The organism is Erwinia sp. JUb26, assembly GCF_003751505.1.
In the GTDB taxonomy this organism is placed as follows: domain Bacteria; phylum Pseudomonadota; class Gammaproteobacteria; order Enterobacterales; family Enterobacteriaceae; genus Erwinia.
Genome location: NZ_RJVB01000005.1, coordinates 309,266 through 335,894 on the forward strand (window position 1 = coordinate 309,266; position 26,629 = coordinate 335,894).

The window sequence follows — 26,629 nt, forward strand, 5'->3', positions numbered from 1 at the left end:
CCATTTTGCCGGATATGATCCTGAGAACGAATAAGGATGGGCTATGGCAAACTACACATTGCGTCAGTTGAAGTATTTCGTCACGACGGTTGAATGCGGCAGCGTGGCGGAAGCCTCCCGCACGTTATTTATCGCGCAGCCATCGATCTCAACGGCGATAAAGATTCTGGAAGAAAGCTTCGGCGTGCAGTTATTCATTCGTCATCACGCGCAGGGCGTATCGCTGACCCCTTCCGGCGCCCGTTTTCACCGTAAGGCGGTCAAACTGCTGCGAATGGCCCATGAGTTTGAGCAAAATGCGCTGGCCGATACGAATATCGTGGCGGGAAAAATCGATATCGGCTGTTTTGAAACGGTGGCCCCGCTGATCCTGCCCAGGCTTATCCACGGCTTTAAGGCACTGTATCCCGGCGTGGAGATTATGATCCGCGACGGCGAGCAGCATGAGCTCCTGCACGGGCTGGCCGCTGGCCGCTTCGACGTGGCGCTGCTTTACCAGCACGACCTCGACAATTCTCTCACCGTTGAGCCGCTGGTGGCCCCCAGAAGGCCGTATATTCTACTGCCTGCCGACCACCGTCTGGCGCAGCAGGATGCGGTTTCCCTGTCTGACCTGGCCGATGAACCGATGATCCTGCTGGATGTGCAGCCCAGCCGTAACTACTTTATCAGCCTGTTTACCCGCGCGGGCATCACGCCGGATATTGTCTTCAGCTCGCCGTCGATTGAAATGGTGCGTGGCATGGTAGGCCACGGTTTTGGTTTTGCCGTGCTGGTGACCCGTCCGAGCGGCCAGTTCAGCTACGACGGTAAGCCGCTATCCCTGGTGGAGCTGAAAGATGAGGTGGAAGGATCCGGGCTGGCTGCCGCCTGGCTGGCGGGCGATCGGTTAACCAAGCCCGCCGAGCTGTTCGTGGAATACTGCAAGGCCGAGCTGTCTGGCATGCTGTGAAATTAAGCCCGCGCGCCGTTCAGGCGCGCAGCCAGCGCGTCAGATTACCCAACATATTCATACAGGCATCGAGCTGATCCACGCTGATGAACTCATCCGGCTTATGCCCCTGTTCCATACTCCCCGGACCGCAGACCAGCGTGGTGATACCCGCCTGATGAAACAATCCGCCTTCGGTGCCGAAGGCAACGGTGCTGAAACTGTCGCTGCCGCACCATTCGGCCAGCAGGCGGGAAAACCGGCAACGCGGATCGGTCAGCAGGCCGGGATACTGGCTGAGCGGCTGAAAAGTGATGCTGCAGTCATCAGCTTTTTGCCGCATCGCGGGCAGCAGTTCGTTTTGCGCATACTGCCCGATCCGCTCAATCACCGCGTCGGCGGGCGCATCGGGCAGGTGGCGGATCTCAAAGTCAAACTGGCAGGACTGAGGCACGATATTTAACGCGGCGCCGCCGGAAATCATACCCACCTGCAGGGTGCTGAACGCCGGATCGAAGCGGCTGTCCTGCACTTCAGCCAGCCGTTCGCCCTCATCCATCAATCGGGCAATCAGCCTGCTGGCATACTCAATCGCATTCACTCCCTGCGGCGCATAGGCGGAATGGCAGGCGTGACCACGCACGTTACAGCGCATCGCCACTTTACCTTTATGGCCGTAAACCGGCCGCATCTGCGTGGGTTCGCCGATAATACATAGCGCCGGTCTATCCGCCGCATCGGCCAGCATTTCGGTCAGGCTACGCACGCCGAGGCAGCCGACCTCTTCATCGTAGGAAAACGCCAGATGCAGCGGCTGGCGCAGAGGCTGGGCGATAAAATCGGGGACTGAAGCCAGCACGCAGGCGAGGAAACCCTTCATATCGGTGCTGCCTCGGCCGTAGTAGCGACCGTCCTGCTCCGTCAGCGCAAATGGCGGCACGCTCCACGTTTGGCCATCGACCGGCACCACGTCGGTATGGCCAGATAACATCACGCCGCCCGCGCCGTCCGGCCCGATGCGGGCATACAGATTCGCCTTGCTGCCGCTGTCGTTGTGCAGCAGCCGGGCCTCCACGCCGTGTTCTCTCAGCCAGCCCTGAACAAAGTGGATCAGCGCCAGATTAGATTCGCGGCTGGTGGTATCAAACGCCAGCAGCTGCGCCAGCAGATCGCGCACCGGGCTACTCATCGCCGGGTACGCCATAGCCGGGCGCCAGGCGCGGATCGAGGGCTCGCGTCAGATAGTCCTGCGCCTGCGGCTCCCAGGCCTGCCAGAGTGCGGCCAGCCGGGCAAGCGGGGTCTCATCGGACCAGTCAACCCGGAGATCGACCAGCGGCCAGCTGCGATCGCCCACCACTTTCAGCGCGGCAGAATGCACTGGCCCGGCTTCTCCTCCCTGCGCCAGCCCCGCCTCCATCGCAAGGATCAGTCGCTGTGCCAGCGGGCCCCGACTGTTCTCAAAGGCGCTGACCATGGCGACGATCACCGGTTTCCCCGCCAGCATATTCCCGGCGGCCACGCAGTCTCTGCCCTGCACGGCATGATGCACTCCCAGCGTCCGTGCGCCGCTGAAGGCGGCGGTGCGGCCATCACGGCCAATGACCGTCACCTGGCGATACTGGCGGTGTTCGTCACGGTCCAGCGCGGCATCTAATGCCCCCTGTACGCTGGCACCGTGATGCAGCGCTGAAAGGATTTCCGGGCCGAGGGCTGGCAGGGTGATGTTCTGGCTGGATACGGCACCGGCACCGCTCAGCACCCACGGGCAGCGGGCGCCCACCGCCATGCTGGATGAACTGACGGCAACGCCAAACTGGCCGGTTTCACTACAGCGTGCAGCGATTGAAAAGGTCATAGCGCCTCCTCGTCCGGGATCACGGCAATCACATCAATTTCCATCAGCCACTGCGGCTGCGCCAGCCCCGACACCACCAGACCGGTGGAGATAGGGAACACGCCCTTCAGCCATTTTCCCACTTCCTGGTAGACCGGTTCGCGGTAGCGCGGATCGGTAAGATAGGTGGTGGTTTTGACAATGTGCGACAGGTCGCTGCCCGCCTCTTCCAGCAGCTGCTTCACGTTTTTCATCGCCTGCTCCGCCTGCGCGCGCGGATCGCCCAGTCCCACCAGCGCACCGGAAAAGTCAGTGCCAACCTGGCCACGTACGTAAACGGTATTGCCCGCCCGCACCGCCTGGCACAGATCGTTATCCAGGCTCTGATTCGGGTAGGTCGCTTTGGTGTTAAACATGCGAATGCGGGTATGCGTTGGTTTGCTCATCGATTAACTCCTGTAAAACGGGTCAGGAAGGCCGCTCTCGGCGGCCGACGGAAAATTCAGGCAGGACGGCAGTCGCTCTGCTGCCTGCGGCGGTACGCGCTGTTGCGGCTGGCCAGCCAGTAGTAAAGCGGTGACGTCACCAGCAGACCAACCAGCCAGGAGAGGTCCGCGCCGTTAATCCAGGCGGAAACCGGGCCCACGTAAAGCGGGGTGTTCATAAAGGGGATCTGCACCACAATGCCGATGCCGTAGGCCAGCAGCGCCTGCGGGTTATAGCGACCATAGATCCCGCCATTTACCTGAAAAATGGAGTGGATATCGTAGTGACCTTTGTGGATGGCATAAAAGTCGATCAGATTGATTGCGGTCCAGGGAACCAGCACCACCAGCAGCGCCAGCACCAGATCCACAAAGTGGCTGATGAAGTCCGCCGAGGCAAAAATCGCCGCCACCGAGCAGAGTACCAGCGCGATGACCGACAGCACCGATCGGCTCCTGCTGCCGGGGATCCAGCGCCAGAAAAAGGTCTGCACCAGGGTGATTAACGACATCACCGCGCCGTACAGATTCAGGGCGTTATGGCTGATCACGCTGAGCATAAACAGCACCAGCATCAGCGGGCCAATCGCGCCGGTGGCGATCCTGACGGCATCCATGGTCTGCAGCCCCGGCGGGGTCGCGAGTACCGCCACCGCACCAAAAATAAACGACAGGCTGGAGCCGAGCGTCGACCCCCAATAGGTGGCCCAGAAGGTGCCCGCCACGGAAACATCCTCCGGCAGATAGCGGGAGTAATCGGAAACGTAGGGTGCAAAGGCGATCTGCCACAGCGCGGCCAGCGACACCGTCGCCAGCCAGCCGTAAAGTGAAAAGCCACCGCGCGTCAGGAAATCTGCGGTGTGGATATGGCTAAAGATATAGCCGAAGCCCAGCACGATGCCGATCCCCAGCACCCAGGTCCCGATGCGGTTCAGCACGTGGATAAACCGATAGCCGATAATGCCGATAATCCCGGATCCCACGGCCCCGATAACAATCCCCACCGGCAGCGGTATGCTGGGTGCAATGCCGTGCAGCGATTCACCGGCCAGCACGATATTCGAGGTAAAAAAGCCCACGTACATCACGCCGGCAATCGCCACCACCAGCAGTGAACCCAGCGAACCAAACTGGGCGCGGCTTTGTATCATTTGTGGAATACCCATCTGCGGGCCCTGCGCGGAGTGCAGCGCCATCAGCGCGCCGCCCGCCAGATGGCCGACCAGAATGGCCACCACGCCCCACAGTAAGTTCAGATGGAACAGCTGCACGGCCAGCGCTCCGGTGACGATCGGCAGCGGGGCGATATTTCCGCCAAACCACAGGGTAAACAGATCGCGGGTTTTGCCGTGACGATCGGCGGGAGGAACGTAGCCAATGGTGTGTTTCTCAATCAGCGGCGGTGAAGTTTCTGTTGGCGACATAGCAGGCTCCAAAGTCAGAAAGTACAGGGGTGTCGAGGCGTTGGCGCATCGTTTTTATATTGAGGCGATAATGCGCTCTCTTTTTTCGACGGGTAAATAAGTATGTTTATGGTCAGAAAGAATGAAAAAACTGTGCAGGACAATCCAGTAGTGATTTAACGAAAATGCAACATTTGAGATAAGCAGGGAGAATTGCAGCGGCGGCAGACGAATTTTTATTGCATCGTTAATTTATCGTCAGTGATGAACTTAATAATATTTTACCGTATCTGATTCGCTCCTTAGGCTGCATTTGACGATTCAATAAGCCCTGAGGACAGAGAAATGACGCCAGAAATAACCTTCATTGATACGCTGGTTGTCGGTGCCGGTCAGGCCGGTGTGGCGATGAGCGAACACCTGACGCGGCTGGACATCCCCCACATCGTGTTAGAAAAAAATCGTATTGCTGAAGCCTGGCGCACCGGGCGATGGGATTCGCTGGTGGCGAACGGCCCCGCCTGGCACGACCGCTTTCCCGGCATGGCGTTTTCCGACATCAGCCCGGACGGTTTTGTGCCGAAAGAGCGCGTGGCCGACTACATGGAGACCTATGCCCGCCGCTTCGATGCCCCCATCCGCACCGGCGTTGAGGTGCGACGGGTCGATCGCAATACCGGCAAGCCCGGCTTTCGCGTTGAAACCTCAGTCGGCGTTTTTGAGGCCCGCCACCTGGTGGTGGCCACCGGTCCTTTCCAGTGCCCGGCCATTCCTGCCGTCGCACCACAAACCGCAGAACTGACGCAGCTGCATTCGGCACACTATCGTAACCCCGCGCAGCTTCCCGCCGGGGCGGTGATGATCGTCGGTGCCGGTTCATCCGGCGTGCAAATCGCCGAGGAGCTTAACCGCGCCGGAAAAGAAGTGTATCTCTCCGTTGGCCCGCACGACCGCCCGCCACGCAGCTATCGCGGGCGCGATTTTTGCTGGTGGCTGGGCGTGCTGGGGCTGTGGGATAAAGCGACCACGGAACCGGGGAAAGAACACGTGACGATCGCCGTCAGCGGTGCCAACGGCGGCCATACGGTTGATTTCCGCAAACTGGCGGAGGAAGGCGTCAGGCTGGTGGGCCGCACGAAGCATTTTACCAACGGCGTGGCGGAGTTTGAAAACGACCTGGCGCAGAACATCGAGCGCGGGGATGAGAACTATCTGTCGCTGCTGGACGCTGCCGATGCATGGGTGACCCGCAACGGCGAGGACCTTCCGGAGGAGCCTCAGGCGCGAGTAATTCGCCCGGCACCGGCCTGTATGACGTCACCGGAGCTGCGGCTTGATCTGGCCGATAGCAATATCACCGCCATTATCTGGGCAACGGGCTTTACCACCGATTATCGCTGGCTGAACGTTGACGCCTTCGATGCGCAGGGTAAGCCCCAGCATCAACGCGGCGTGTCATCGGAATCCGGGGTCTATTTTCTCGGCTTACCGTGGCAGTCACGCCGAGGTTCGTCATTTATCTGGGGAGTCTGGCACGACGCGAAATACATCGCCGATCAGATCGCCATTCAGCGCAACTACCTCGCCTGGCAGCAGGCGCCGTCATCGCGAAAGGAATAACGTCAAAAAACGACGGAGAGGTAAGAACGCGGCCGGAAAGGGGACAGATCCGCTTTCCGCGCCGTGACAAATCCGCTTTCCGGCCGTGTTAGCCTGCGGCTTTCTCGGCAGAACGGGTTTTCTGCACAGCCTGCAAAATCACCGGCTCCAGCAGCCGGGCCACGGCGGCAAAGGCGGGCACCACCACCGAATTACCAAACTGGCGGTAGGACTGGGTATCCGACACCGGAATACGAAACGTCTTTTCGCCCGGTTTTTCGAAGCCCATCAGGCGGGCGCACTCACGCGGCGTCAGCCTGCGCGGACGGTGTTCGAGGTTAGCCGCATCGTGGAACGATTTTTCGCCCAGCGCCTTGTCCCATCCCCGGTCGATCAGGATCTCGGAACCATCCTTGTGGTAGCGCGCGGACAGGGTGCGCGACACCACATGACGATCCGCGGGTGACACCAGCCCGTAGCCAAAACCGTTACCCTTCGCCTGGTGCTTCCTGGCGTAGTTGTAGAGGTACTCCCACAGTTTTACCGTCAGGATATATTTGCTCTCAACCTGCTTATCCAGCAGATCGGCGAAGGCGGGGCGCTGCGGCGGATAGAACTTCGCAACATCGCGCAGGGTAAAATCTTTCGCGAGGTCAAGATCGCGGCGGAAGCCCACCAGCACGATGCGCTCGCGGTGCTGAGGCAGGAAATGCTTGCCGTCGATAATTTTTGGATCGGCGGCACCGTTAACGTCGGTATCGGCCACGTCGTAGCCGAGTTCGTCCAGCGTCTGCTGGATCACCCGGAACGTTTTGCCTTTATCGTGGCTTTTCAGATTTTTTACGTTCTCCAGCACGAAAATCGCCGGTTTTTTGACGGCAATAATCCGCGCCACGTCAAAGAACAGCGTCCCCTGCGTATCGCATTCAAAACCGTGCGCCCGGCCAAGGGAATTCTTTTTGCTGACGCCCGCCAGGCTGAACGGCTGGCAGGGAAAGCCCGCCAGCAGCACATCGTGCTGGGGGATCTGCCTGTCGATATGGGTATAGGCTTCCGCTTCAGCCACCTCGGGCTTATCGCTCAGCGTCACCTTGCGAATATCGGTATTAAACGTGTGCGCGCGCTCATCGTTATACCAGTTAGCCCGATAGGTTCTGACCGCGTAGGGGTTCCATTCGCTGGTGAACACGCACTGACCGCCAATCGCTTCAAAGCCGCTGCGAATGCCGCCGATGCCCGCGAAGAGATCGATAAAGCGGAAGGGATAGTGAGGATGATGCGCCGGTGGCTGCGGCAGCATCGCTTCAAGCGCGCTGACTTCCGCTGCGGTTAATGCCTGTGGGGCGGACTTACCGTTCATCCAGCGGCTCAGCGACTCGCGCGTCCAGCCGTCGCCGCCGACTGACTGCAGGCGTTCGGCAACGGTACGTCGATCGTAAATTTCCAACACCCGCAGCAGCAGTGCGAGATCCTCGTCGAGGCGGGCCTGTAATCCTTCACGGGAACCGGCCATCAGCGGCTGCAAGGCGGGCGGTAATTCTTTCATGACGATAATATTCCGGATTAATTTCGTGACAGGCTATCACATAATTGCCCCAGGTTTTACAGGCGGCTCTCGCTATCCGCCTCCTGCGGCTGCTCGCGGTGATTTAACGGCAGGATCCGGCTGATTTCGCCACCGAAGCCGACGATCGTCAGCCGGGTTCCGCTCAGTTCGGCGACGGCAAAAGGCACGTTATCCGGTCCGTCGAGCATCCCTTTCAGGGTAATAAAATCGGTATTCTCACACCGATAGTAGCCGCCGCGATGGTCGTGGCCGGCAAAGTAGGCGCGGACCTGATAGCGGCACAGCAGATCCGCCACGGCTTCACCGTTCCACAAAATGTGCTTTTTCAACGGTGCCAGCGGGTAGTGGCCAAAGACGATCACCGTTTCCCCCAGTGCCTGCGCCTGCTGCAGATTCTGCTCAATCCATGCCAGCTGCTGCTCGCCGACCGCGCCGTTCCAGCGCTGGGCCTGAGGCTGCTGCTGCGCCAGCAGTTCATCCAGCTGTGCGCGCGCCTGCTGCAGGTCGTCGCCGTTGCCCGCATTGCAGTAGAGGCTGATATCGTTACCGTCGATCACCAGAAAGCGATAGCCGCTGAGGCGGAAGTGGTAATAGCTTTTTGGCAGACCCAGCGGCGGGGTAAACGTCGCCAGATGCTCGGAGATCACCTGCGCATCGTGATTACCGATAATCGCCGCATGCGGGTGGCGCAGCGCATCATAGCGCGGTAGCAGTTCGCTGTAGCCAGACCAGTGGCGATCGACCAGATCGCCCAGCGTCGCAACAAAATCGAGCGGCAGATCGTTGAGGGTACTAATCGCCGAAGAAAGCTTGTGCAGTCCGTGACGGTAGTAGAGGTTGTTTTCCAGATCGGGATCGGCATCCGCATACTGCGGATCGGCAATCAGACCAAATCGCAGGATGCCGTCGGCCGGATTCGGTGAGCGTAACGTCGGGGGCTGGTAAAGAATACCGGCCTCGCCCAGCGCCAGCCGCTGCGGCGGAGAAAGGGGATGAGGCAGCGCTTTGAAGGTCATCGTGCAGCGGATCCTGACAATAGAAACAGAGCCATATCCTGGCGGGCGGGAATGACGTTTTTATTGCCGGAACGTGACGTTTATACGACAGGACTTGGGCTGCCGGAGAGCGGCAGCCCGACAACACTCAGCGGATCCCAAGGTGCCCGGCCAGCGTTGTGGATGAATACTCGCTGCGCAGCAGGCCCTCTTCAGTGAGGCGCGGCATCAGCTGGCTGAGGGTGAGATCCATGCAGCCCGGCGAACCGCCCGGAATGGCGATAATGCCGTCCAGCGCGCCCGCCTCAAAGCGTTCGCGGATCTCGCGCACCGCATCTTCTACCGTTCCGATGACCTGCCAGTAGGCGGATCCCACCACTTCCGGTCGCGTCATCAGATCGCGCAGCAGCGGCTGTTCGCGCTCAATCAGCCTGCGCAGCAGATTGGCGTGAGTCTGGCTGAAGACTTTACCCGGCGGCGGCAGCATCTCCGGCGTAACGCGGGTATCCGGCGACAGCTCGCGGAGGTTAATGCCGAGCAGCTCGCTGGCGCGAGCGAATTTGCGCTCCGGGTCCAGCCCCTCCTGCGTGGCGCGATACAGTTCGCGTGCCTCTTCCCGGGTATTGCCCAGATACAGACTGACGCCCGGCATCAGACGAATATCATCGGCGCTGCGTCCGTGTGCAACGGCCCGGCGGCGCAGATCGCTGCGCAGTTCCACGCCCGCCGCGATATCCGGGGTAGCCGCAAAGATGGCATCGGCGGTGCGGGCAGCAAAGTCACGGCCGGAATCGGACGCTCCCGCCTGGAACAGCGGAATGCGCGGCCCGTCCCACTCGGGTACGTTAAGCGGCCCCTGCACGTTGAAGTGTTCTCCCTGATGATCGATCGGCACAACTTTATCAAAGTCGGCATACACGCCCGCTTCGCGATCGATGCGCAGCGCCTCTGCCGGGTAGCTGCGCCACAGTTTGCGCACCACGTCAGTAAACTCCAGCGCCTGCGCATAGCGCTGCGCCGACGGAGGCATTTCGCTGAGGCCAAAATTCAGATTCCCGGCCAGCGAGGTCACCACATTCCAGCCTGCACGGCCGCGACTGAGCTGGTTCAGCGACTGGAACTGACGCGCCACCACGTACGGCGGCATAAAGGTGGTGGAAGCGGTAGACACTAGCCCGATGCGCTGGGTATGCGCGGCAATGGACGCCATCAGCAGCGTAGGATCAACGCTGCTGAAGGCCGGAGATTCGACTACCGCCTGGCGCGACAGCCACATCGCATCGGGGCGGAACAGGAAATCCAGCTTTGCTGCTTCGGCGCGGCGGGCAATATCAACATAAAATTCGCTTGAGTAAATATCCTCAACCTTGCTGTCACCTCGGCGCCATCCGTTGCCGGTAAGCCAGGTTACAGCAAGCGATAATCCGACGCAGAGCTGCCTGTTACTGTTCATTCCATTCTCCTTATATCCTTGCATTTACTGATGTTGTTGTCGGTGTGCGTGCGGAATATACTGCCCGTCGTTTGACGATTACGCAATGGCGCAGGGCAGCGTGTACTGCGCAAAGTAGTCCTTATAAATGAAGGGATATATGAACAATATTAATATAATTTTGCGATATTGCTTACCTCTGATGCTGTTGATGGCGGCTTTTTCCAGCCAGGCTGAAGGCGAAAAAGGCTGGCCGCGCCAGTTCCACAATGCGGACGGCACCACCACCACCATTCCGGCGAAACCGAAACGCATTCTTTCGACCTCGGTCACCGTGACCGGCACGCTGCTGGCGATTGACGCGCCGCTGGCGGGCAGCGCCACCGGCGTGAACGGCGACTGGTACGCGCAGTGGCAGTCCGTTGCGGCACAGCGCAAGCTGGAAAAACTATGGTCGGCAGGTACCGTCGATCTGGAACAGGCGTATGCGGCAGCCCCGGACCTGATTGTGGTTTCCACCGGAGGGGCGGATTCTGCGAAGGCGCAGCTGGCGGACTTCCGTCAAATCGCACCGACGATCGTCGTCGACTACGGCGGACAAACCTGGCAGGAGCTGGCGACGCTGCTGGGTGATGCGGGCGGGCTGGAAAAAGAAGCCAGCGCGCGTATTAACGAGTTCGATCGCCTCGTCCAGCAGGCGCGGGAAAAAATCACCGTGCCGCCGGGCCATGCCAATATCATCAGCTATAACGGCCCCGGTATTCCTAACCCGATCGCCACGGCCAGAGGCGTGCACAGCAGCCTGCTGGCATCGCTCGGCTTTACAATGGAAGATCCAAACCCGGCCTGGCAAACCACCGTCAAAGCGCAGAACGATTTTGTCTGGGCAACCTACGAAAACCTGACTCAGATAACCGCAGCGACGACTTTCCTGCTGCGCGCGCCGCAGGAGCGTGTCGATGCCTTCCTGCACGATCCGATGCTGGCGAATTTGCCGTCGGTGAAAGCGAAGCGGGTTTACAGCCTGGGAATTAACTCCTTCCGCATTGATTATTACAGCGCCAGCGAGATCGTGCGCGACGTGGTGAAAAACTTCGCCAAAGCACCGGCAGCCAGCGGGCAATGAATCAGATTTTCAGCCCGGCATTTCGCCGCAGCGGTTTGCTCTGGGGCATGCTGCTGCTGATTTTGCTGACCATCAGCAGCGTGTTTATCGGCACCCGTTCGATTTCGGTAGCGACCACCTGGCAGGCGCTGGTCAATTTTGACCCACGCAACAGCGAGCATCTGCTGGTGCACTATCTGCGGCTGCCACGCACGCTGCTCGGGCTGGTTGTTGGCGTGGCGCTGGGCGCGGCCGGGGCAGTGATGCAGGCGCTGACCCGCAATCCGCTGGCCGATCCGGGGATCCTCGGCGTGAATGCCGGGGCTACGCTCGCCAGCGTCATGGCGATCGCCTTTCTCGGGTTGGCCGATATCAATCAGTACATCTGGTTTGCGCTGGGCGGGGCGGCGCTGACCGGCGGCGCGGTATGCGCGCTGGGCGGTCTGCACGGCAATAACCCGGTGCGAATGGTGCTGGCCGGTGCCGCACTGTCGATAGTCATGCTGGCGCTAACGCAGCTGATCACCGTTAACAGCGATGAGGCGGTGTTTGACCAGTTCCGCCACTGGGTTGTCGGCTCGCTACAGGGGCGCGGTTATGCGGTGCTGCTGCCGGTCTCGCTGCTGGTGCTGGCGGGCGTGGTGCTGGCGCTGATCCTGGCGACGGCGCTGGATACGCTGGCTCTCGGCCTCGATCTGGGTAAATCACTTGGGGTAAATCCACTGCGCATCTGGCTGCTGGCGGCCCTGTCAATTGTACTGCTGGCAGGATCGGCAACCGCCGCCGCCGGGCCAATCGGGTTTATCGGGCTGACCGCACCGCACTTCGCCCGGGCATTTTCCGGCGCGGACCACCGCTGGCTGCTGCCGTGGTCGATGCTGATTTCGGCCATTCTGGTGATGGCAGCGGATACGCTTGGCCGGCTGGTGGGTTACCCCGGAGAGATCAGCGTGGGCATTATGGTGGCGCTGCTCGGCGGGCCGGTATTTATCTGGCTGGTCAGGCACTGGAAGAGGGTGCAGGCATGAAAAATCAGGATTTTCCGGTTTCCGGCCGCGTCTGGCAGTGGCGGCAGTTTTCGCTGCGTTATTCGCTGCGCAATCTGGCGGTCTGTTGCTGCTTACTGCTCTTAGCGCTAGCGCTGGGCTGCTATGCCATGACCGTGGGCCGCCTGCCGATTGGCGTTCCCCAGGTGCTGGCCGCGCTCTCCGGCAGCGGCGAGGAGGAGATTTTCGGCCACGTTATCCGCAATATCCGCCTGCCCAGAGTGCTGGTGGCGCTGTTTGTCGGTGCCGCACTCGGTGTTTCCGGCGCGATTTTTCAGTCGATCTCACGCAACGTGCTGGGTTCGCCTGACATTATCGGATTTACCACCGGCGCAGCCAGCGGTGCCATCATGCAGATCGTCCTGTTTGATGGCGGTACGCTACAGGTGGTGATGTGGTCGCTAGCGGGCGGCCTGCTGACCGCACTGCTGGTCTACCTGCTGGCACGACAGGGCGGCGCGGTACGGGGTTACCGGCTGATCCTTACCGGCATCGGCATCGGTGCCATCCTCAGCGCATTCAACGGCTTACTGCTGGTGAAAGGCGATCTCGACAATTCCATCATGGCCAATCTGTGGCTTTCCGGCACCACCGCCGCGCGCAGCTGGGATCACGCCATTCCGGTGATCGTCGGTGTTGCCGTGCTGCTGCCGCTGGTCCTGCTGGGTGCCCATCGCCTGAACTTAATGGAAATGGGCGATGACCTGGCCCGTCAGTTGGGGATCCCGGTTGAACGTATGCGTGTGCTGATGCTGTTTGCCGGGGTGATGCTGGCGGCGGTGGCAACCAGCGCCACCGGGCCGATCGCCTTTGTTGCCCTCGCTGCGCCGCAGCTGGTCGTCAGGCTAACCGGTGGAAAGGGAGTCCCGGTGATGGGGGCAGCATTGATGGGCGCCTGCCTGCTGATGCTGGCCGATCTATTCACCCAGCTAATGCCTGTAGGGATCACCGTGCCCGTTGGACGCATGACCGGAATTATTGGCGGGCTCTATCTGCTCTGGTTGCTGACCCGTACCCGGCAAATTTAAACCCGAACCAGTATAAATAACTGAAAATAATCCTTTCACTGAAACATAAAACCAAAATTTACTTTTGTTACATTTGATAATGATTTGCATTAACATATGCAAATCATTATTATTTTTGACGATTTTTGCGCGCATATTTACTCACCGCATTTTGGAAACTTTTAAGCCAGACAGCATGATGGCGCGTTAACATCATGGTTAAAAGGAATAATTTACCCATGTGATTATTGTTTTCGCAGAAAATCAGCGTAGGTAATGCATAACTACAAGCCAGGAAGGCAGACAAATCCATTAATAATGTGAATGTTATTGTCGTTTCACCCTCGTAAAAACAATAAAAGCAGTGCGCATCTGGGAAAGGAGATAGACACATGGCCGAGCAGACTCAGGCTCAACACCAGCTCGTGGCAGGACGGGTTTTCAAACGGACATTTTCATCGCTGTTAATTGGCTTATGCGTATTAAGCGCAGGGCAAGCCGCCGCAGCGGAAGAAAAAGTGGCTGATGATAACGTCGCCGAAGACAAACAAAAAGCAGCCGAAACGCCCGTTGATAATACGATGATCGTGACCGGTGAGAAGACCAACCGCTCGATCTATGACACCGGTTCCAGCGTCAAAGTCTACGACAAAGACGCAATCGATTCCCTGCCGCATGCGGTGGAAATTCGCGACATCATGCAGATGATTCCGAACATTACCGATGTCGGCCCGGGTAACGATCTGCCCACCATTCGTGGCTTAGACGGTTCCGGCCCGGCAACCGGCGCAACCGCGTTTTTCACCGGTTCACGCCCGCGTATCAACATGTCCGTCGATGGCCGTTCACTGAGCTACAACGAAATGGCGTTCGGCAGCCAGTCGCTGTGGGATGTGGACCGTACCGAAGTCTTCCTCGGCCCGCAGAGTTATGTGCAGGGACGTAACGCCATTGCCGGTGCGGTGGTGATGACCACCCGTGACCCGTCGTTTGAATGGGAAAGCGCGGTGAAAGGCGGTATCGGTAACCAGCACGCCTCGCAAACGGCAGCGATGGTTTCCGGTCCGCTGATCGAAGATGAACTGGCCTTCCGCGTCAGCCTTGACCGCCAGCGCCGTCAGAGTACCGTCGACCTGATTGATTACGATCCCTATCCGGGCAAAGTGAAGCAGGTTGAAACCAATACCGCGCGTATGAAGCTGCTGTATAACCCGTCATCGCTACGCGAACTGAGCACCAAGCTGACGGTGAACCACTTTGACAGCATCGCGCCACAGAACGAAGCGCTCAGCCCGGAAACTAACACCGTTGCCCGCTACGATCGTCGTCGCCCGGTCTTCCAGAACCAGTACAACAGCACGATCTGGGATATCTCGTGGGATCAGTCAGAGCAGTTGCGCCTGTCAAACAAAGCGTTGTATACCGCCTTCAACCAGCATCGCCATACCTACGCCAGCAACGTCAGTGCGAACGTAGATGGTCATGAATTCCAGATGTCACCACTGGTAAACTTTGCCACTGAAGACAACGTCTGGCGCGGTCTGGCCGGACTGAACTACTTCACCGCCAGCCAGGATGAGGATGTGTTCCTGTACGGTGGCAGCTTCTTCAAAGATGAAACCAAAACCTCATCGGCCTTTGCCGAGCTGACCTATGCACTGACCGAAGAGGTTGATGTCACCGCTTCCAGCCGTCTGGAACGTGAGCATCGCCGTCGCGTTGGCAGCGGCGGCGCTTCTGCGGTGAACTTCGATGAAACCTACAACGTCTTCCTGCCGAAGCTGGACGTGGCGTGGAAACCGATTGAAGGCCAGACTTTCGGTGCCAAAATCGCCCGCGGTTATAATGCCGGTGGCGCAGGTATCACCTTCGCAACGCCTGTGGTGACCTACACCTACGATCCGGAATACGTCTGGAACTATGAGCTGTATACCCGTCACCATATTGATGCGGCCGACCTGGATCTGACCAGTAACGTTTTCTACAACGACTATAAAAATATGCAGCTGCCGTACACGCTGTCATCAGGCTCATCAATTATCGATAATGCGGATAAAGTGGTGACCTACGGTGCAGAATTTGGCGCCATCTGGAAACCGACAATTGATTTCGAATTAAATTCTTCTGTAGGCCTGCTGAAAACAAAGATCAAAGAGTTTAACGGCAGCACCAACGAAGGCAATGTACTGCCTCGGGCACCGGGCTATACGGCTAACGTAGGCGCGAAATATATGCTGCTGCCGGGCGTTGAGCTCAGCGGTAACGTGAAATTCAGCGGCTCTTATTACTCGGCCTATGATAATGATAATCGTGGCCGTATTTCTCCGTACTGGGTTTCCAATGCGCAACTGGCCTACACCTTTAAATATGGTCGTGCAACGCTATATGCGCAGAATTTATTTGATAACGATCATAGTTTAAGTATTAGTTCAAATGACAGAAACACCCCAATTACGCTCCGCGAACGTGCAATTGGAACGACGCTTGAACTGAACTTCTAATAAATTCATATAATATTAACCCGTCGGAGAGTTAACAACTCTCCGACATTTTTAGTTATTTATTTCAATCAAAAAAACCCAACCCCCCTATATAAACCCATCAAAAATCCGCTTATCTCTCCGAAAAAAAATTCATCACTCGCATAATATCCATAAATTCCCACTAAATAGATTGCGACAAATAAACACAAAAAATAATCAAATGCGATATTTTATTTATATTTATCATTAATGTTTAGAGTTAAATACTTTTCTCATGGTTATTTTCTGACTAAAGATTTCATTTAAAATTTTTCATACCATTCAAAACTTATCTTCAACAAGAAATTCTTATCAAGTTGATTACTTTTTTTTGCTTTACAGTTATTAGCTGCAATCAACACGATTTGTAATATTCAGCTGATTTTCATGGAGGATGACCTGAAGGGACTTGCCTTCTTCCGAGTTAAATATTTAATTGGTTTCTCGCTGAGATAATATTTATTTCTGGCGTAGGGTTTTATGCTTAAAAATTAATGTAAGAAAACAGAGGCCAGTGAGGCGAACTGTTTAATTGTTTATTATAAAAGGAATTGCAGTGATGAGAAAAAACAGTTTCAAGCTGAGTGTTCTGGCGGCTTCAGTCATCGTCAGCCTTAGTGCCCCAGCATTTTCCGCCACCACGTCATCTTCCGTCGCAGTGAAAGACAAGTCGGCATTGAGCCATGACGCCCAGGGGCAATATAACGGCGGTGGTGCCGTATTTATCGGTGGAAGCGACCTTCCTGTTGTCAATAATACCCAGACCGGAAGTGAATGGGATGCGATTAACACGGACACTCAGGGTTTCAACGCACTGGTCAACAGCAGCGGTTATAAAGACTATTTAAACTCGACCGCTCCAAGCCTACCAGGCGATGCTAACTACCTTATTTACGAAGATTATCAGCGTGCGGTTCACGGTGAACGTCAGGCAAGATCGACTGCCTCTGACGGTTATTCTGTGCCGGTTGGTGTGGTTGACGGCCTGAAAATGGGCACCGAAAATAATCGCTATCAAAAAAAGCAGAGCGTGACGCTTTATCAACGTGACGCCAGCGGCGCGATTCAATATCAGAAGAAATCCGACGGCACCTTTGTTCTTGATACTGCAGGACACAAAATCCCTCTGAAAGTCAGTAAAGAGGTTACCCTCGATCAGAATGCTGACGTTTATATCCGCCCCGTCGATCGCACCGGCGGTGACTTTGGTCTGCAAAACGCAAAAATTTATTCTCAGGTAAAAAGCCTGAAGCAAAGCGTCGGTGCGGTTACCGTTGATGGTAATCTGCAGGAAACCGCCACGCACGATCGCGCTCGCGATGTTTTAGTGATTAAAGACACCACTATTGATAACACGCTGAATACTGACTCTGTGCCGGTTTATCCATCAGGGAATGAGTCGGGTGAAGAGCATGCCTACACCATGCGTCCTTCAGCGACCGGTTTAAGTATTAACAGCAACAGCGTGAATTACGCTACCGACGGCAACGGCAATCATATTGGCACTAAAAAAACGCTGACCCATCAGGTCGCCAAAACGCCAAACGTTATTTTAGATAACGCCCAGATTACCGCCAAAAACACCGCCGCGGTGCGCGAAGACGATAACTACGATGGTAGCCACAAAAATAACGGTAATTACAGTCGCGATGCCGATAAAAAATCCACTGCAGTAGATATCTCCGGCTCTGGCTTATATGTCTCTGTGAAGAACAACTCGACGCTGACCGGGGGAGTAAACAACGCGGGTTCCGCACTCAACGTGTCCGGTCACGCTAATCGTGTGGACGTGAACAGCTCGACGCTGAATGGCAACGTTAATATTACCCACGATGGCTATAAGCCAACGATCAATGTCAACGTAGTACGGGATACGAAGACCGGTGAATATGTTGCAAACGATGCCAGCATAACCAATCCACAGGTCATGGATCGTGAACATAACGGCACCACGCTGAATCTGACCAACAATACCGTAGTCAACGGCGACATTACCGCTGGCGGCTCTACTGGCTTTGATGTTCAACTGACCGATGTCACCGATCCGAAGGCTCCGGCCGTTATGGGACAGGATGCCATTGATGGTTCGTCGTCTGCCTCTTCCATCTATAAAAACACCGTCAACAGCGTCAGCAACACCCTACGCACCAATGACAAGAATGCGTGGACAGCGGTTACCGTTAACCTGAACCACAGCACGTTGAATGGTAAAGTCGGCGGTATCACTAACACTTCCCGTCCTGACGATACCCTGGTTTCTTCCTGGAACCCGGACATGAATGTGAAAGACGGCGCGGTGTGGAATGCTGCCGCAACGGCTGATGGCGGTCTGGCGATCAGCGACGTACATGATATGAACCTGTCTAACTCTTCATTGAATTTGATCAATCAGGAAGACAATACCGCAACCCTGGGGGATCGCGGTCGCTATGAAGACCTCGGGGCTGCTCGCGTTGTCGTTCATGGCAACCTGAACCAGGACAAAGACAGTAACGGCCACTATCAGACATCGGATATCACCGTGGGTAAAAGCGTCGTCGACCCACTGCTCAACCTTGGCGGTAATTACACCTATGGTTCAGTTCAGGTCAAAGGTACAGCGAAAGGTGAGTACCATCTGAAAATCGCTAACTCTGGCGTAGAACCCTATGTCAAAGACGGCTACGTTGCCGATCGCGATCGTGTTAACGGCGTGAATCCACACAGCTTCGTTAATTATCTGGATAAAGGTAGCGATGCACACTTCACTGGACGTACCGAGCTGGGTGTTTACCAGTATGACGTTCACGATACCCTTAATGACAAAGTGCATGACGAGCGTAACGTTTACTTTAAAAATAACGGTCACTTGTCAAACAGCGCAGCAACGGCATTAAGCATGGCAGCAGCGCAGGTGAATGTTGCCAGCATGGAGTCCGATGCACTTAACCAACATATGACCGCTTCACGCCACGCCAGGGATGATGGTGGTGTATGGATCTCTTACTTTGGTGGAGAAAATCACAATACAACGTCAGCCGGCGCTGGGTATAAGTTAAATACCAACGGTGTCATGCTGGGCGTTGATAACCTGTTCGATGCGAAAAATGGCGGCAGCTGGTTGGCCGGTCTGGCATTCTCGTCAGCGCGTTCTGACCTTGATGTAATGAACAGCAGTGGCGATCTAGACAGCTACGGTGCGCAGTTCTATCTGTCACGTCGCTTCGAAAACGGCATTTTTGTTGATACGTCTGGGCAGTACAACCACTTCAGCAACAGCGGCGACGCCAGAACTCTGGATGGTCAACGTTCACGTTCTGACTTCTCTACCAATGGCTACGGCCTGGGTATGAAACTGGGTTACACCTGGGAAGACAGCGGGTACTTTGCTGAACCGTATGTTCAAGCGACCGGCCGTGTTATTGACGGCGCACACTACACCATGAATAACGGCATGGTTGTTAATGGCGACGATTTCAAATCAATGGTGGGTGAAATCGGTACCGATGTGGGTTATACATTCGACCTGAATGAAGGTTATATTAAACCTTATCTGCATATGGCCGCGCTCAACGAATTTGCTGATAGCAATGAAACAAGACTGAACAACATTAATATGAATAACAGCATCGATGGTGCTGCATTCCAAATCGGCGGCGGTGCAGAAGTCCAGCTGATGAAGAATGTCGGCGGTTATGCCAGCTTCAATTACACCACTGGCGATAACCTTGAACGTCCATGGCAGGCAAACGTAGGCGTTAATTACTCCTGGTAAGCCTCTTCCCCATTGCTACTTTAGCAATGGGGAAATATTTTTAGCTGCGTTTCGCTATTTTTTCTGTGTCACTGCGGGTTGGGCAAATACTCTTTGCCCATTTTTCCCATTTTCACGTAAAAAAATGAGCCTTGAATCTCATCGGAAGTGTACATTTCTTATCACACAGGGAAGGCATGATTATGAGTAAAGACAAAAACGTTACATCTCCTCATAAGGGAACAGCAATGGTTGTTAAACAAAGCAATCATGATGGAGGCCGTGTACCTGAAGAATTGAATGAGTATGCTGACCAGCCTTTATATGTTCTTATCGCATTGTGGGGGCTGATGCAGAAAAAGTGGATTGGGCACAAACAAGTCTCTACCGTCTTTGCCATCACCGAACGCCGGGCATCCTTTCAGCTATCTTATATTTTACGTAAGACCGATGTCATTAATTGCCAGACCAGAAAGGTGAAATCTCAGGGCACGCGACGTTTATGCCATCAGATCAAGGTTGAGAATGTTATACTCCCTGGAACACCTGGAACCCCCCCCAAATTAGCGACTCATGCGGGTACATTTAAGAAACATAAAGATAATTGCACTGAAAATACGCTTCATCTGTCAACACGACCAATAACTTAAATTATATTTCGATTAATTATTAAGCGCAAATCTTAGCATTTTTATTCATGAACCTCTGAGTCCTGCCATTTTTATGGGATTACAGGATAATTCTACTCACTACGTCTATTAAGCATTGATCGCACACATCTCAGATAGCATGTTTAAATAATAACCTGATGGCGCGATCAATATATCTTCTACTTCTTTTTACTCGGCATTAAATATCCCAGAGTCGCAAACAGACAAAGGGTATAACCCAACAGTTCGCTACCTTCTTCAGCCATGTTTTTCACCGTACGATGATAATCACCCGGCATTAGATGCTGCCATAATTCATTCATGCCAAACAGGCGGGAAAAAACCAGGATGGTTAGCATGCCCGCCGTCATCATCCCCCAGGCGGGGTGACGCATGAAATCGGCCAGGCCCGAAACCAGAAAGCGGGGATGGCGCAGCGCAGCAATCATCGAGACACCCGCCACTGCCAGAGCAAACCAGAACCAGCTGCCATGGCTGATCTTATCAAACAGAAAATCCAGTTCACGGATCAGCATGCAGCAAAAAAAACCCGCAACCAAAATCCGTATCGGACGCTGCTCTGGCGATTTTCTGGCGTGGTAGATAAACAGGGCTGCAATCACGGCCAGTAGTAATTCCTGCGTGATTTCCGTAAACGAGGCTTCATGTAACTCATCACTCATCCAGACAACATCAACAAACACCAAACCCATCATTGCGCTAAGAAATGCTGCAAAGAGGAGAAAAATACTAACTTTATTTCTAATTGTAAGTAGATCTTCAGACATTATTGCCCCCGGTAGACTCATCAGCGGGCAATTATAGGGATATGAAATTGGGATTCCTGGCATTCTATGCCGTGGACCATACAATCGCACAGAATGCCAGGGTAGCAATCTGCCGAAATTGAGGGTGAGTCAGAGCGGATGATCAATCCTTATCTATACTTCGCTTCCTGAAGCGTAAACCAGTCATCCGGTACGCTGTAAGGGGGCTGGCCAAGCTGATGGATACCCTGCTCAATAATACGATCGGCAAGCTGCCATAGTGTCTTATTCCCGGCGGTAAGCAGCGTAATCTGCACACGCTTCTCGATCAGATAGATACGGGCAAAATGCGGATCGAAATGAATAATCGAGCGGGTATTGTCGATGATATCAGCCAGCTTAATCGTCTGAGCATCGGGCGACGCTGCGGCCGTGTGGCGAAAGTGTGCGACTTTGCGCGCGGTGCGGTTTTGACCGGGAAGATTGCCGCTATTGGTCAGCATTGCAACCAGAGAAGCGACGCGTGGGCCAAAGCGTTGTTCAAGATCATCGAGTGTGCCGGGTGTATCCTCAACGGTATCATGCAGCCAGGCGGCAGCCAGCATTTCCTCGTCGTCGCTGACGCTGCGAACCAGTTCCACCACCGCAGCAGGGTGGACGATGTAAGGTTCATCGGTATACTTGCGTCGTTGTCCCGCTGCGGCATGTGCTTTAGTGGCATAGCGTCGGGCACGTTCTTCGAGTGTGTACATTATGATGTGCTCCTGATTGCGGCCAACTGTGACAATAATGCTGATAGTACAGTGAGTTAACCGGTCGCTGCTGGTTTATGTGGTTAACTGGCGGCGATGATCGAATAGCTCTACATCTTTTCTGTAATAATAGCTTGTTTATAAAAGGGAATTTAGGTTTATCGGTTTTTTCCGAACTCTAAGGCGGCCCCAGGGTCTGATAAATGTTCGGAATGTGTATAGATATTGTTTAGGTTACGCCAGGACTAAAGGGCCCAATGAATTATATTAAAATGCTTACCCAGCAGAAGTTATCTCTGATGCTGGCCGTTTATATCGGTATTTTCCTCAACCTCTCAGTATTTTACCGACGTTTTGAACCGGTTTTCTCCAGCTTTAAACCTATGCCCTGGCTTTCCGCCCTGGCCGAAGTGACAGCGGCGATCATGCTCACCTTCTTCCTGATGCGCCTGCTGTCGCTCGGTGGAAAATGGTTTTACCGCGTTACGGCAACCCTGCTGGTGCTAATTTCTGTGTCGGCCAGCTATTACATGACCTTCTTCAATGTGGTGATCGGCTACGGGATTGTGGCATCGGTGATGACCACCGATGTCGATTTGTCGAAGGAAGTGGTGGGCTATCACTTTATTCTGTGGATGGTGCTGGTGAGCATCGTACCGCTGGTGCTGATCTGGACCAATAAACAGCGTATGACGCTGCTGGAACAGCTAAAAACGCCTGGCCAGCGCATTAAACCGCTGCTGACGCTGTTGCTGGCCGTGGCCCTGGTCTGGCTGCCCATTCGCTATTTCGACAAGTTACAGAGTGCCAATGAGAAGCTGACCAACATCGACCTGCCGAGCTACGGTGGCGTAGTGGCTCACTCTTATCTGCCGTCAAACTGGCTCTCGGCGCTGGGGCTGTTTGCCTACACCAGCTACGATGAAAAGATGGAGCACGATGACCTGCTCGATCCGGCAAAGAAGTTTAGCTACGTAGCGCCATCTGCTGGCCTTGACGACACCTACGTGGTGTTCGTGATTGGCGAAACCACGCGCTGGGACCATATGGGCCTGTTGGGCTATGAGCGCGACACCACACCGAAGCTCTCGCGTGAAAAAAACCTGGTCGCCTTCCGCGGGGAATCCTGTGATACCGCGACCAAGCTCTCTCTGCGCTGCATGTTCGTTCGCGAGGGCGGCACGATGGACAACCCGGGACGGACGCTGAAAGAGCAAAACGTCTTCGCCGTGCTGAAAGAGTTAGGCTTCAGCTCCGAGCTGTTCGCGATGCAGAGTGAGGTCTGGTTCTACAACAATACCGACGCCGATAACTATGTTTTCCGCGAGCAGATTGGCTCCGAGCAGCGCAATCAGGGCAAATCGGTGGACGATATGCTGCTGATCCCGGAGCTGAAGGCATCGATCGATCGCCACCCGCAGGGGAAACATCTGGTCGTGCTGCACACCAAAGGCTCCCATTATCTTTACTCGCAGCGCTATCCGCGTGAATACGCGCGCTATCAGCCGGAATGCATGGGGGTGGACGACACCTGCAGTAAAGCCATGTTAATTAACGCTTTCGATAACTCGGTTCTGTACACCGATACGGTGCTTGACAGCGTATTCGATCAGCTGCGTGATAAGAAAGCCATCGTCTTCTACGCGGCGGACCACGGTGAATCGATCAGCGACAATATGCATCTGCACGGCACCCCGCGCAATATGGCCCCGCCGGAGCAGTTCCGCGTGCCGATGATTGTCTGGGCGTCGGACAAGTATCTGGCTGATGCCAACAATAAAAGTGCATTTGAACGCCTGCAGGAGCAGCAACGCGCGGGTAAAACGCATCGCCACGTAGAGCTATTCGATACCATTATGGGTTGCCTGGGCTATACCTCACCCAACGGCGGTATCAAGCAGTCGAATAACTGGTGCGCGGATCCGAAACTGGCAGCCGAGAGCGGCACGGCGAACTAAGCCACTCTGGCTTAGCTATCCCATGCTTAATCACGCCGATGGACCGGCGTGGCGCAGACTTAAATTGATTTACCGCCTAAACGGGCAGGAGCAACCATCCTGCCCGTCCCTCTTCTCCGTTATACCTATCCCGTTAAATATCCTACCGGCTTTTAAGTCAGACAACGCATAACCACACGAGCGGGCGGGATCCGGCTCTGAACGGGCAATCCACAGCGCGGAACGGAGAGAGGAAGCCAGGATTTGGCCGCACGGACGCGGCCAGAAGCCGCAGTCGGGCCAGGACGGCCCGTCTGCGGCGGTCCGACAGGCTGACGAACGGAGTGAGGGCACCACGCAGCGCGTGGCGCGAGGACCAGCCGATCAGAGCCGGAACCCGCCCGCGAAAACCACCAACGTTACAGGCAACAACTCACCGACAATTTCCCCACCCCCAACATAAAACTCTGCTGTTGCAAAATTATACGCCGTTCTAAATCACGTTAGAAACCACGAATTAACAACCTAACATCCTGTTATACATGTAAATAAAATCTTAATTCGCGATGAATTCCATTAATGGCCGATTAACGTGTGATCGCTATTTTTCACCCCGCTGTTGCAGCATTTTTATCTATAAGTTAGCCGTATGGATAATTTTATCGCGTAACAGGTAGGGTAATTCGGTTTATTTAAAAGGTTTTTTCTCAACGCGATCCGCTGGATTGATGTGGTATTTTTAGCGATTAATCTTGTTTTGTGACCTTACCATAAGTTTTTAATCCATAAAAAAGGACTAATTGTTTTTTTAATATTTGCATGCGGTTTCTCACACTCTGCGTAAATACACTACGATTGTATTGACGTTCCCTGAAACTGTTGACAAATTGAAACCCCAGTACAAAAGGTAAGGAGATTTGTCTGAGCGTTTCTCTGCAGGCAAAGCAACACAAACTCCACTCCCGCGACTGACGCCGCAAGGCATTACGCCAGACCACACAAAAAAATTATCGGTCGGCACGCAACACACAACATCACATCACTATTGGAGCTAAGCATGAGTATTTCCCTGACAAAATCCGGGATGCTGAAGGTCGGTTTCAGCGCTATCGCACTACTGATGGCCGCCAGCGTACAGGCGAAAACCCTGGTTTATTGTTCTGAAGGCTCGCCGGAAGGATTTAACCCACAGCTGTTCACTTCCGGCACCACCTACGATGCCAGCTCGCGTCAGATTTATAACCGCCTGGTGGAATTCACCATCGGTACCACGGAACTGCATCCGGCTCTGGCGGAAAAATGGGACGTCAGCGAAGACGGTAAAACCTACACCTTCCACCTGCGCAAAGGCGTGAAGTGGCAAACCACCAAAGACTTTAAGCCGACGCGTGACTTTAACGCCGACGATGTGGTCTTCACCTTCGAACGTCAGCTGGATAAAAACAACAAGTATCACGGCGTTTCCGGCGGCAGCTACGAATACTTTGAAGGCATGGACATGCCTAACCTGATCAGCAAAATTGAGAAGGTTGATGACAACACCGTACGCTTCGTACTGACCCGTCCTGAATCACCGTTCCTCGCCGACCTGGGAATGGACTTTGCCTCCATTCTGTCTGCGGAATATGCCGACAACATGCTGAAAGCGGGCACGCCGGAAAAAGTCGATCTGAATCCGGTCGGTACCGGTCCGTTCCAGCTGCAGCAGTACCAGAAAGATTCACGCATCCTCTACAAAGCCAACGCCAACTACTGGGGCGAGAAGCCTAAGATTGACCGTCTGGTCTTCTCCATCACGCCTGATGCCTCCGTGCGCTACGCCAAGCTGCAGAAAGGCGAATGCCAGGTGATGCCGTATCCGAACCCGGCTGATATCGCCAGCATGAAGAAAGACACCAAAATCAATCTGATGGAGCAGCCGGGTCTGAACGTCGGCTACCTGTCGTTTAACGTTGAGAAGAAGCCGCTGGATAACCTGAAGGTGCGCCAGGCGCTGACCATGGCGGTGAACAAGCAGGCGATCATCGACGCGGTTTACCAGGGTGCAGGCCAGGCGGCGAAAAACCTGATCCCACCAACCATGTGGGGCTACAACGACGCGGTGCAGGACTACGCCTATGACCCGGAAAAAGCCAAAGCGCTGCTGAAAGAAGCCGGCATGGCGGATGGTTTTGCTATCGACCTGTGGGCGATGCCGGTTCAGCGTCCGTATAACCCGAATGCCCGCCGCATGGCGGAAATGATCCAGAGCGACTGGGCGAAAATCGGCGTGAAGGCCAAGGTTGTCACCTATGAGTGGGGCGAGTATCTGAAGCGTGCTAAAGCCGGTGAACACCAGACCGTGATGATGGGCTGGACCGGTGATAATGGGGATCCGGATAACTTCTTCGCCACCCTGTTCAGCTGCGCAGCAGCCAAAGATGGCTCCAACTACTCACGCTGGTGTGACAAGTCGTTTGAAGATCTGATCCAGCCAGCCCGTGCGACGGACGATCACAACAAACGTATCGAACTGTACAAACAGGCTCAGGTGGTGATGCATGACCAGGCTCCGGCGCTGATCATTGCCCACTCAACCGTGTATGAGCCAGTGAGCAAAAAAGTATCCAACTACGTGGTTGATCCACTGGGCGGACACTACTTTGCCCAAGTTGATATCGCCGAGTAACGAACCCGATAAGGGGTTGGACAGCCGTAACCTGGCCTGTTCAACCCCTTTCGATGTTTCGAAGCCCGCTTAATCCTTGTTTATTCAGGTCAAGGCGCAGTTCGCTGCGTCGTGGCCGGGTCTACCCGGCTGCAAGATGTGAGCAATAATAATCCCGCAGGCTAAGACCGGCGGGAAACAGAAGAGAGTACGGAA

Annotated in this window: 19 protein-coding genes; 10 read left to right on the forward strand and 9 right to left on the reverse strand. The window is 55.1% G+C overall.

Features of this window, described 5'->3' with window-relative positions; translation table 11 throughout:
- Positions 1-43: 43 nt before the first annotated feature.
- On the forward strand, positions 44-952 hold the full coding sequence (locus tag EC836_RS15055) for a LysR family transcriptional regulator (protein ID WP_123334510.1): 909 nt from the start codon (positions 44-46) through the stop codon (positions 950-952).
- A gap of 19 nt (positions 953-971) precedes the next feature.
- Here EC836_RS15055 and argE read toward each other — a convergent pair whose 3' ends face one another.
- Genes argE through EC836_RS15075 form a run of 4 tightly spaced genes read right to left on the reverse strand, consistent with a single transcriptional unit; the run spans position 972 to position 4,675 of the window.
- Positions 972-2,120, reverse strand: coding sequence for an acetylornithine deacetylase (gene argE / locus EC836_RS15060; RefSeq protein WP_123334710.1), 1,149 nt, complete (start codon positions 2,118-2,120; stop codon positions 972-974).
- On the reverse strand, positions 2,113-2,787 hold the full coding sequence (locus EC836_RS15065; RefSeq protein ID WP_123334512.1) for a DUF1028 domain-containing protein: 675 nt from the start codon (positions 2,785-2,787) through the stop codon (positions 2,113-2,115). Before EC836_RS15065 ends, argE begins: the two co-directional genes overlap by 8 nt.
- The gene (locus tag EC836_RS15070) at positions 2,784-3,212 is read right to left on the reverse strand and encodes a RidA family protein (RefSeq protein WP_123334514.1); all 429 of its coding nucleotides are present in this window, start codon (positions 3,210-3,212) and stop codon (positions 2,784-2,786) included. Before EC836_RS15070 ends, EC836_RS15065 begins: the two co-directional genes overlap by 4 nt.
- A gap of 56 nt (positions 3,213-3,268) precedes the next feature.
- Entirely contained in the window at positions 3,269-4,675 is a 1,407-nt protein-coding gene (locus EC836_RS15075) for a cytosine permease (protein WP_123334515.1), read from the reverse strand.
- Between the two features lie 324 nt (positions 4,676-4,999).
- On the opposite strand from EC836_RS15075, the gene EC836_RS15080 reads away from it, so the two are divergent.
- A complete protein-coding gene (locus EC836_RS15080; protein WP_123334516.1) occupies positions 5,000-6,274 on the forward strand; it encodes an NAD(P)/FAD-dependent oxidoreductase in 1,275 nt (424 codons plus the stop codon).
- 88 nt (positions 6,275-6,362) lie between these two features.
- On the opposite strand, the gene EC836_RS15085 is transcribed toward EC836_RS15080, so the two are convergent.
- The 3 genes from EC836_RS15085 to EC836_RS15095 all read right to left on the reverse strand — a co-directional run bounded on the left by EC836_RS15085 (position 6,363) and on the right by EC836_RS15095 (position 10,268).
- Complete coding sequence (locus EC836_RS15085; RefSeq protein ID WP_233599347.1) at positions 6,363-7,766, reverse strand: DNA cytosine methyltransferase; 1,404 nt, start codon at positions 7,764-7,766, stop codon at positions 6,363-6,365.
- An 89-nt stretch (positions 7,767-7,855) separates the two neighbouring features.
- Positions 7,856-8,836 carry a metallophosphoesterase gene (locus tag EC836_RS15090; RefSeq protein ID WP_123334518.1) on the reverse strand — a complete coding sequence of 327 codons (981 nt, stop codon included), beginning with the start codon at positions 8,834-8,836 and terminating at the stop codon, positions 7,856-7,858.
- 127 nt (positions 8,837-8,963) lie between these two features.
- A complete protein-coding gene (locus EC836_RS15095; protein ID WP_123334519.1) occupies positions 8,964-10,268 on the reverse strand; it encodes an NtaA/DmoA family FMN-dependent monooxygenase in 1,305 nt (434 codons plus the stop codon).
- Between the two features lie 190 nt (positions 10,269-10,458).
- Here EC836_RS15095 and fepB point away from each other — a divergent pair, with 190 nt between their 5' ends.
- From fepB to EC836_RS15125, 6 genes are all read left to right on the forward strand, one after another.
- Positions 10,459-11,373, forward strand: coding sequence for a Fe2+-enterobactin ABC transporter substrate-binding protein (gene fepB / locus EC836_RS15100; RefSeq protein ID WP_233599340.1), 915 nt, complete (start codon positions 10,459-10,461; stop codon positions 11,371-11,373).
- On the forward strand, positions 11,370-12,380 hold the full coding sequence (locus tag EC836_RS15105; protein ID WP_123334522.1) for an iron ABC transporter permease: 1,011 nt from the start codon (positions 11,370-11,372) through the stop codon (positions 12,378-12,380). Before fepB ends, EC836_RS15105 begins: the two co-directional genes overlap by 4 nt.
- Positions 12,377-13,426: an iron chelate uptake ABC transporter family permease subunit gene (locus tag EC836_RS15110; protein ID WP_123334523.1), complete on the forward strand. Its 1,050-nt coding sequence runs from the start codon at positions 12,377-12,379 to the stop codon at positions 13,424-13,426. Before EC836_RS15105 ends, EC836_RS15110 begins: the two co-directional genes overlap by 4 nt.
- A gap of 371 nt (positions 13,427-13,797) precedes the next feature.
- Positions 13,798-15,906, forward strand: coding sequence for a TonB-dependent receptor (locus EC836_RS15115; protein WP_123334525.1), 2,109 nt, complete (start codon positions 13,798-13,800; stop codon positions 15,904-15,906).
- A 580-nt stretch (positions 15,907-16,486) separates the two neighbouring features.
- Entirely contained in the window at positions 16,487-19,681 is a 3,195-nt protein-coding gene (locus EC836_RS15120) for an autotransporter outer membrane beta-barrel domain-containing protein (protein ID WP_123334527.1), read from the forward strand.
- 182 nt (positions 19,682-19,863) lie between these two features.
- Positions 19,864-20,310 carry a CaiF/GrlA family transcriptional regulator gene (locus tag EC836_RS15125; RefSeq protein ID WP_158612795.1) on the forward strand — a complete coding sequence of 149 codons (447 nt, stop codon included), beginning with the start codon at positions 19,864-19,866 and terminating at the stop codon, positions 20,308-20,310.
- 179 nt (positions 20,311-20,489) lie between these two features.
- On the opposite strand, the gene EC836_RS15130 is transcribed toward EC836_RS15125, so the two are convergent.
- Entirely contained in the window at positions 20,490-21,098 is a 609-nt protein-coding gene (locus EC836_RS15130; protein ID WP_123334531.1) for a hypothetical protein, read from the reverse strand.
- Positions 21,099-21,247: 149 nt separating this feature from the next.
- Positions 21,248-21,829: an HD domain-containing protein gene (locus tag EC836_RS15135; RefSeq protein ID WP_123334533.1), complete on the reverse strand. Its 582-nt coding sequence runs from the start codon at positions 21,827-21,829 to the stop codon at positions 21,248-21,250.
- Between the two features lie 257 nt (positions 21,830-22,086).
- Here EC836_RS15135 and eptB point away from each other — a divergent pair, with 257 nt between their 5' ends.
- Positions 22,087-23,787, forward strand: coding sequence for a kdo(2)-lipid A phosphoethanolamine 7''-transferase (gene eptB, locus EC836_RS15140; protein ID WP_123334535.1), 1,701 nt, complete (start codon positions 22,087-22,089; stop codon positions 23,785-23,787).
- Positions 23,788-24,823: 1,036 nt separating this feature from the next.
- Positions 24,824-26,434, forward strand: a complete 1,611-nt coding sequence (gene dppA / locus EC836_RS15145) for a dipeptide ABC transporter periplasmic-binding protein DppA (RefSeq protein ID WP_123334537.1) — start codon at positions 24,824-24,826, stop codon at positions 26,432-26,434.
- Positions 26,435-26,629: the final 195 nt, after the last annotated feature.

Coding starts and splice junctions, on each gene's coding strand:
- EC836_RS15095 (WP_123334519.1), bottom strand. CDS start 10,268: ATGAACAGTAACAGGCAGCTCTGCGTCGGATTATCGCTTGCTGTAACC.
- EC836_RS15075 (WP_123334515.1), bottom strand. CDS start 4,675: ATGTCGCCAACAGAAACTTCACCGCCGCTGATTGAGAAACACACCATT.
- EC836_RS15105 (WP_123334522.1), top strand. CDS start 11,370: ATGAATCAGATTTTCAGCCCGGCATTTCGCCGCAGCGGTTTGCTCTGG.
- EC836_RS15065 (WP_123334512.1), bottom strand. CDS start 2,787: ATGACCTTTTCAATCGCTGCACGCTGTAGTGAAACCGGCCAGTTTGGC.
- argE (WP_123334710.1), bottom strand. CDS start 2,120: ATGAGTAGCCCGGTGCGCGATCTGCTGGCGCAGCTGCTGGCGTTTGAT.
- fepB (WP_233599340.1), top strand. CDS start 10,459: ATGGCGGCTTTTTCCAGCCAGGCTGAAGGCGAAAAAGGCTGGCCGCGC.
- EC836_RS15130 (WP_123334531.1), bottom strand. CDS start 21,098: ATGTCTGAAGATCTACTTACAATTAGAAATAAAGTTAGTATTTTTCTC.
- EC836_RS15070 (WP_123334514.1), bottom strand. CDS start 3,212: ATGAGCAAACCAACGCATACCCGCATTCGCATGTTTAACACCAAAGCG.
- EC836_RS15115 (WP_123334525.1), top strand. CDS start 13,798: ATGGCCGAGCAGACTCAGGCTCAACACCAGCTCGTGGCAGGACGGGTT.
- EC836_RS15080 (WP_123334516.1), top strand. CDS start 5,000: ATGACGCCAGAAATAACCTTCATTGATACGCTGGTTGTCGGTGCCGGT.
- EC836_RS15085 (WP_233599347.1), bottom strand. CDS start 7,766: ATGGCCGGTTCCCGTGAAGGATTACAGGCCCGCCTCGACGAGGATCTC.
- EC836_RS15110 (WP_123334523.1), top strand. CDS start 12,377: ATGAAAAATCAGGATTTTCCGGTTTCCGGCCGCGTCTGGCAGTGGCGG.
- EC836_RS15135 (WP_123334533.1), bottom strand. CDS start 21,829: ATGTACACACTCGAAGAACGTGCCCGACGCTATGCCACTAAAGCACAT.
- EC836_RS15090 (WP_123334518.1), bottom strand. CDS start 8,836: ATGACCTTCAAAGCGCTGCCTCATCCCCTTTCTCCGCCGCAGCGGCTG.
- EC836_RS15120 (WP_123334527.1), top strand. CDS start 16,487: ATGAGAAAAAACAGTTTCAAGCTGAGTGTTCTGGCGGCTTCAGTCATC.
- EC836_RS15125 (WP_158612795.1), top strand. CDS start 19,864: ATGAGTAAAGACAAAAACGTTACATCTCCTCATAAGGGAACAGCAATG.
- EC836_RS15055 (WP_123334510.1), top strand. CDS start 44: ATGGCAAACTACACATTGCGTCAGTTGAAGTATTTCGTCACGACGGTT.
- eptB (WP_123334535.1), top strand. CDS start 22,087: ATGAATTATATTAAAATGCTTACCCAGCAGAAGTTATCTCTGATGCTG.
- dppA (WP_123334537.1), top strand. CDS start 24,824: ATGAGTATTTCCCTGACAAAATCCGGGATGCTGAAGGTCGGTTTCAGC.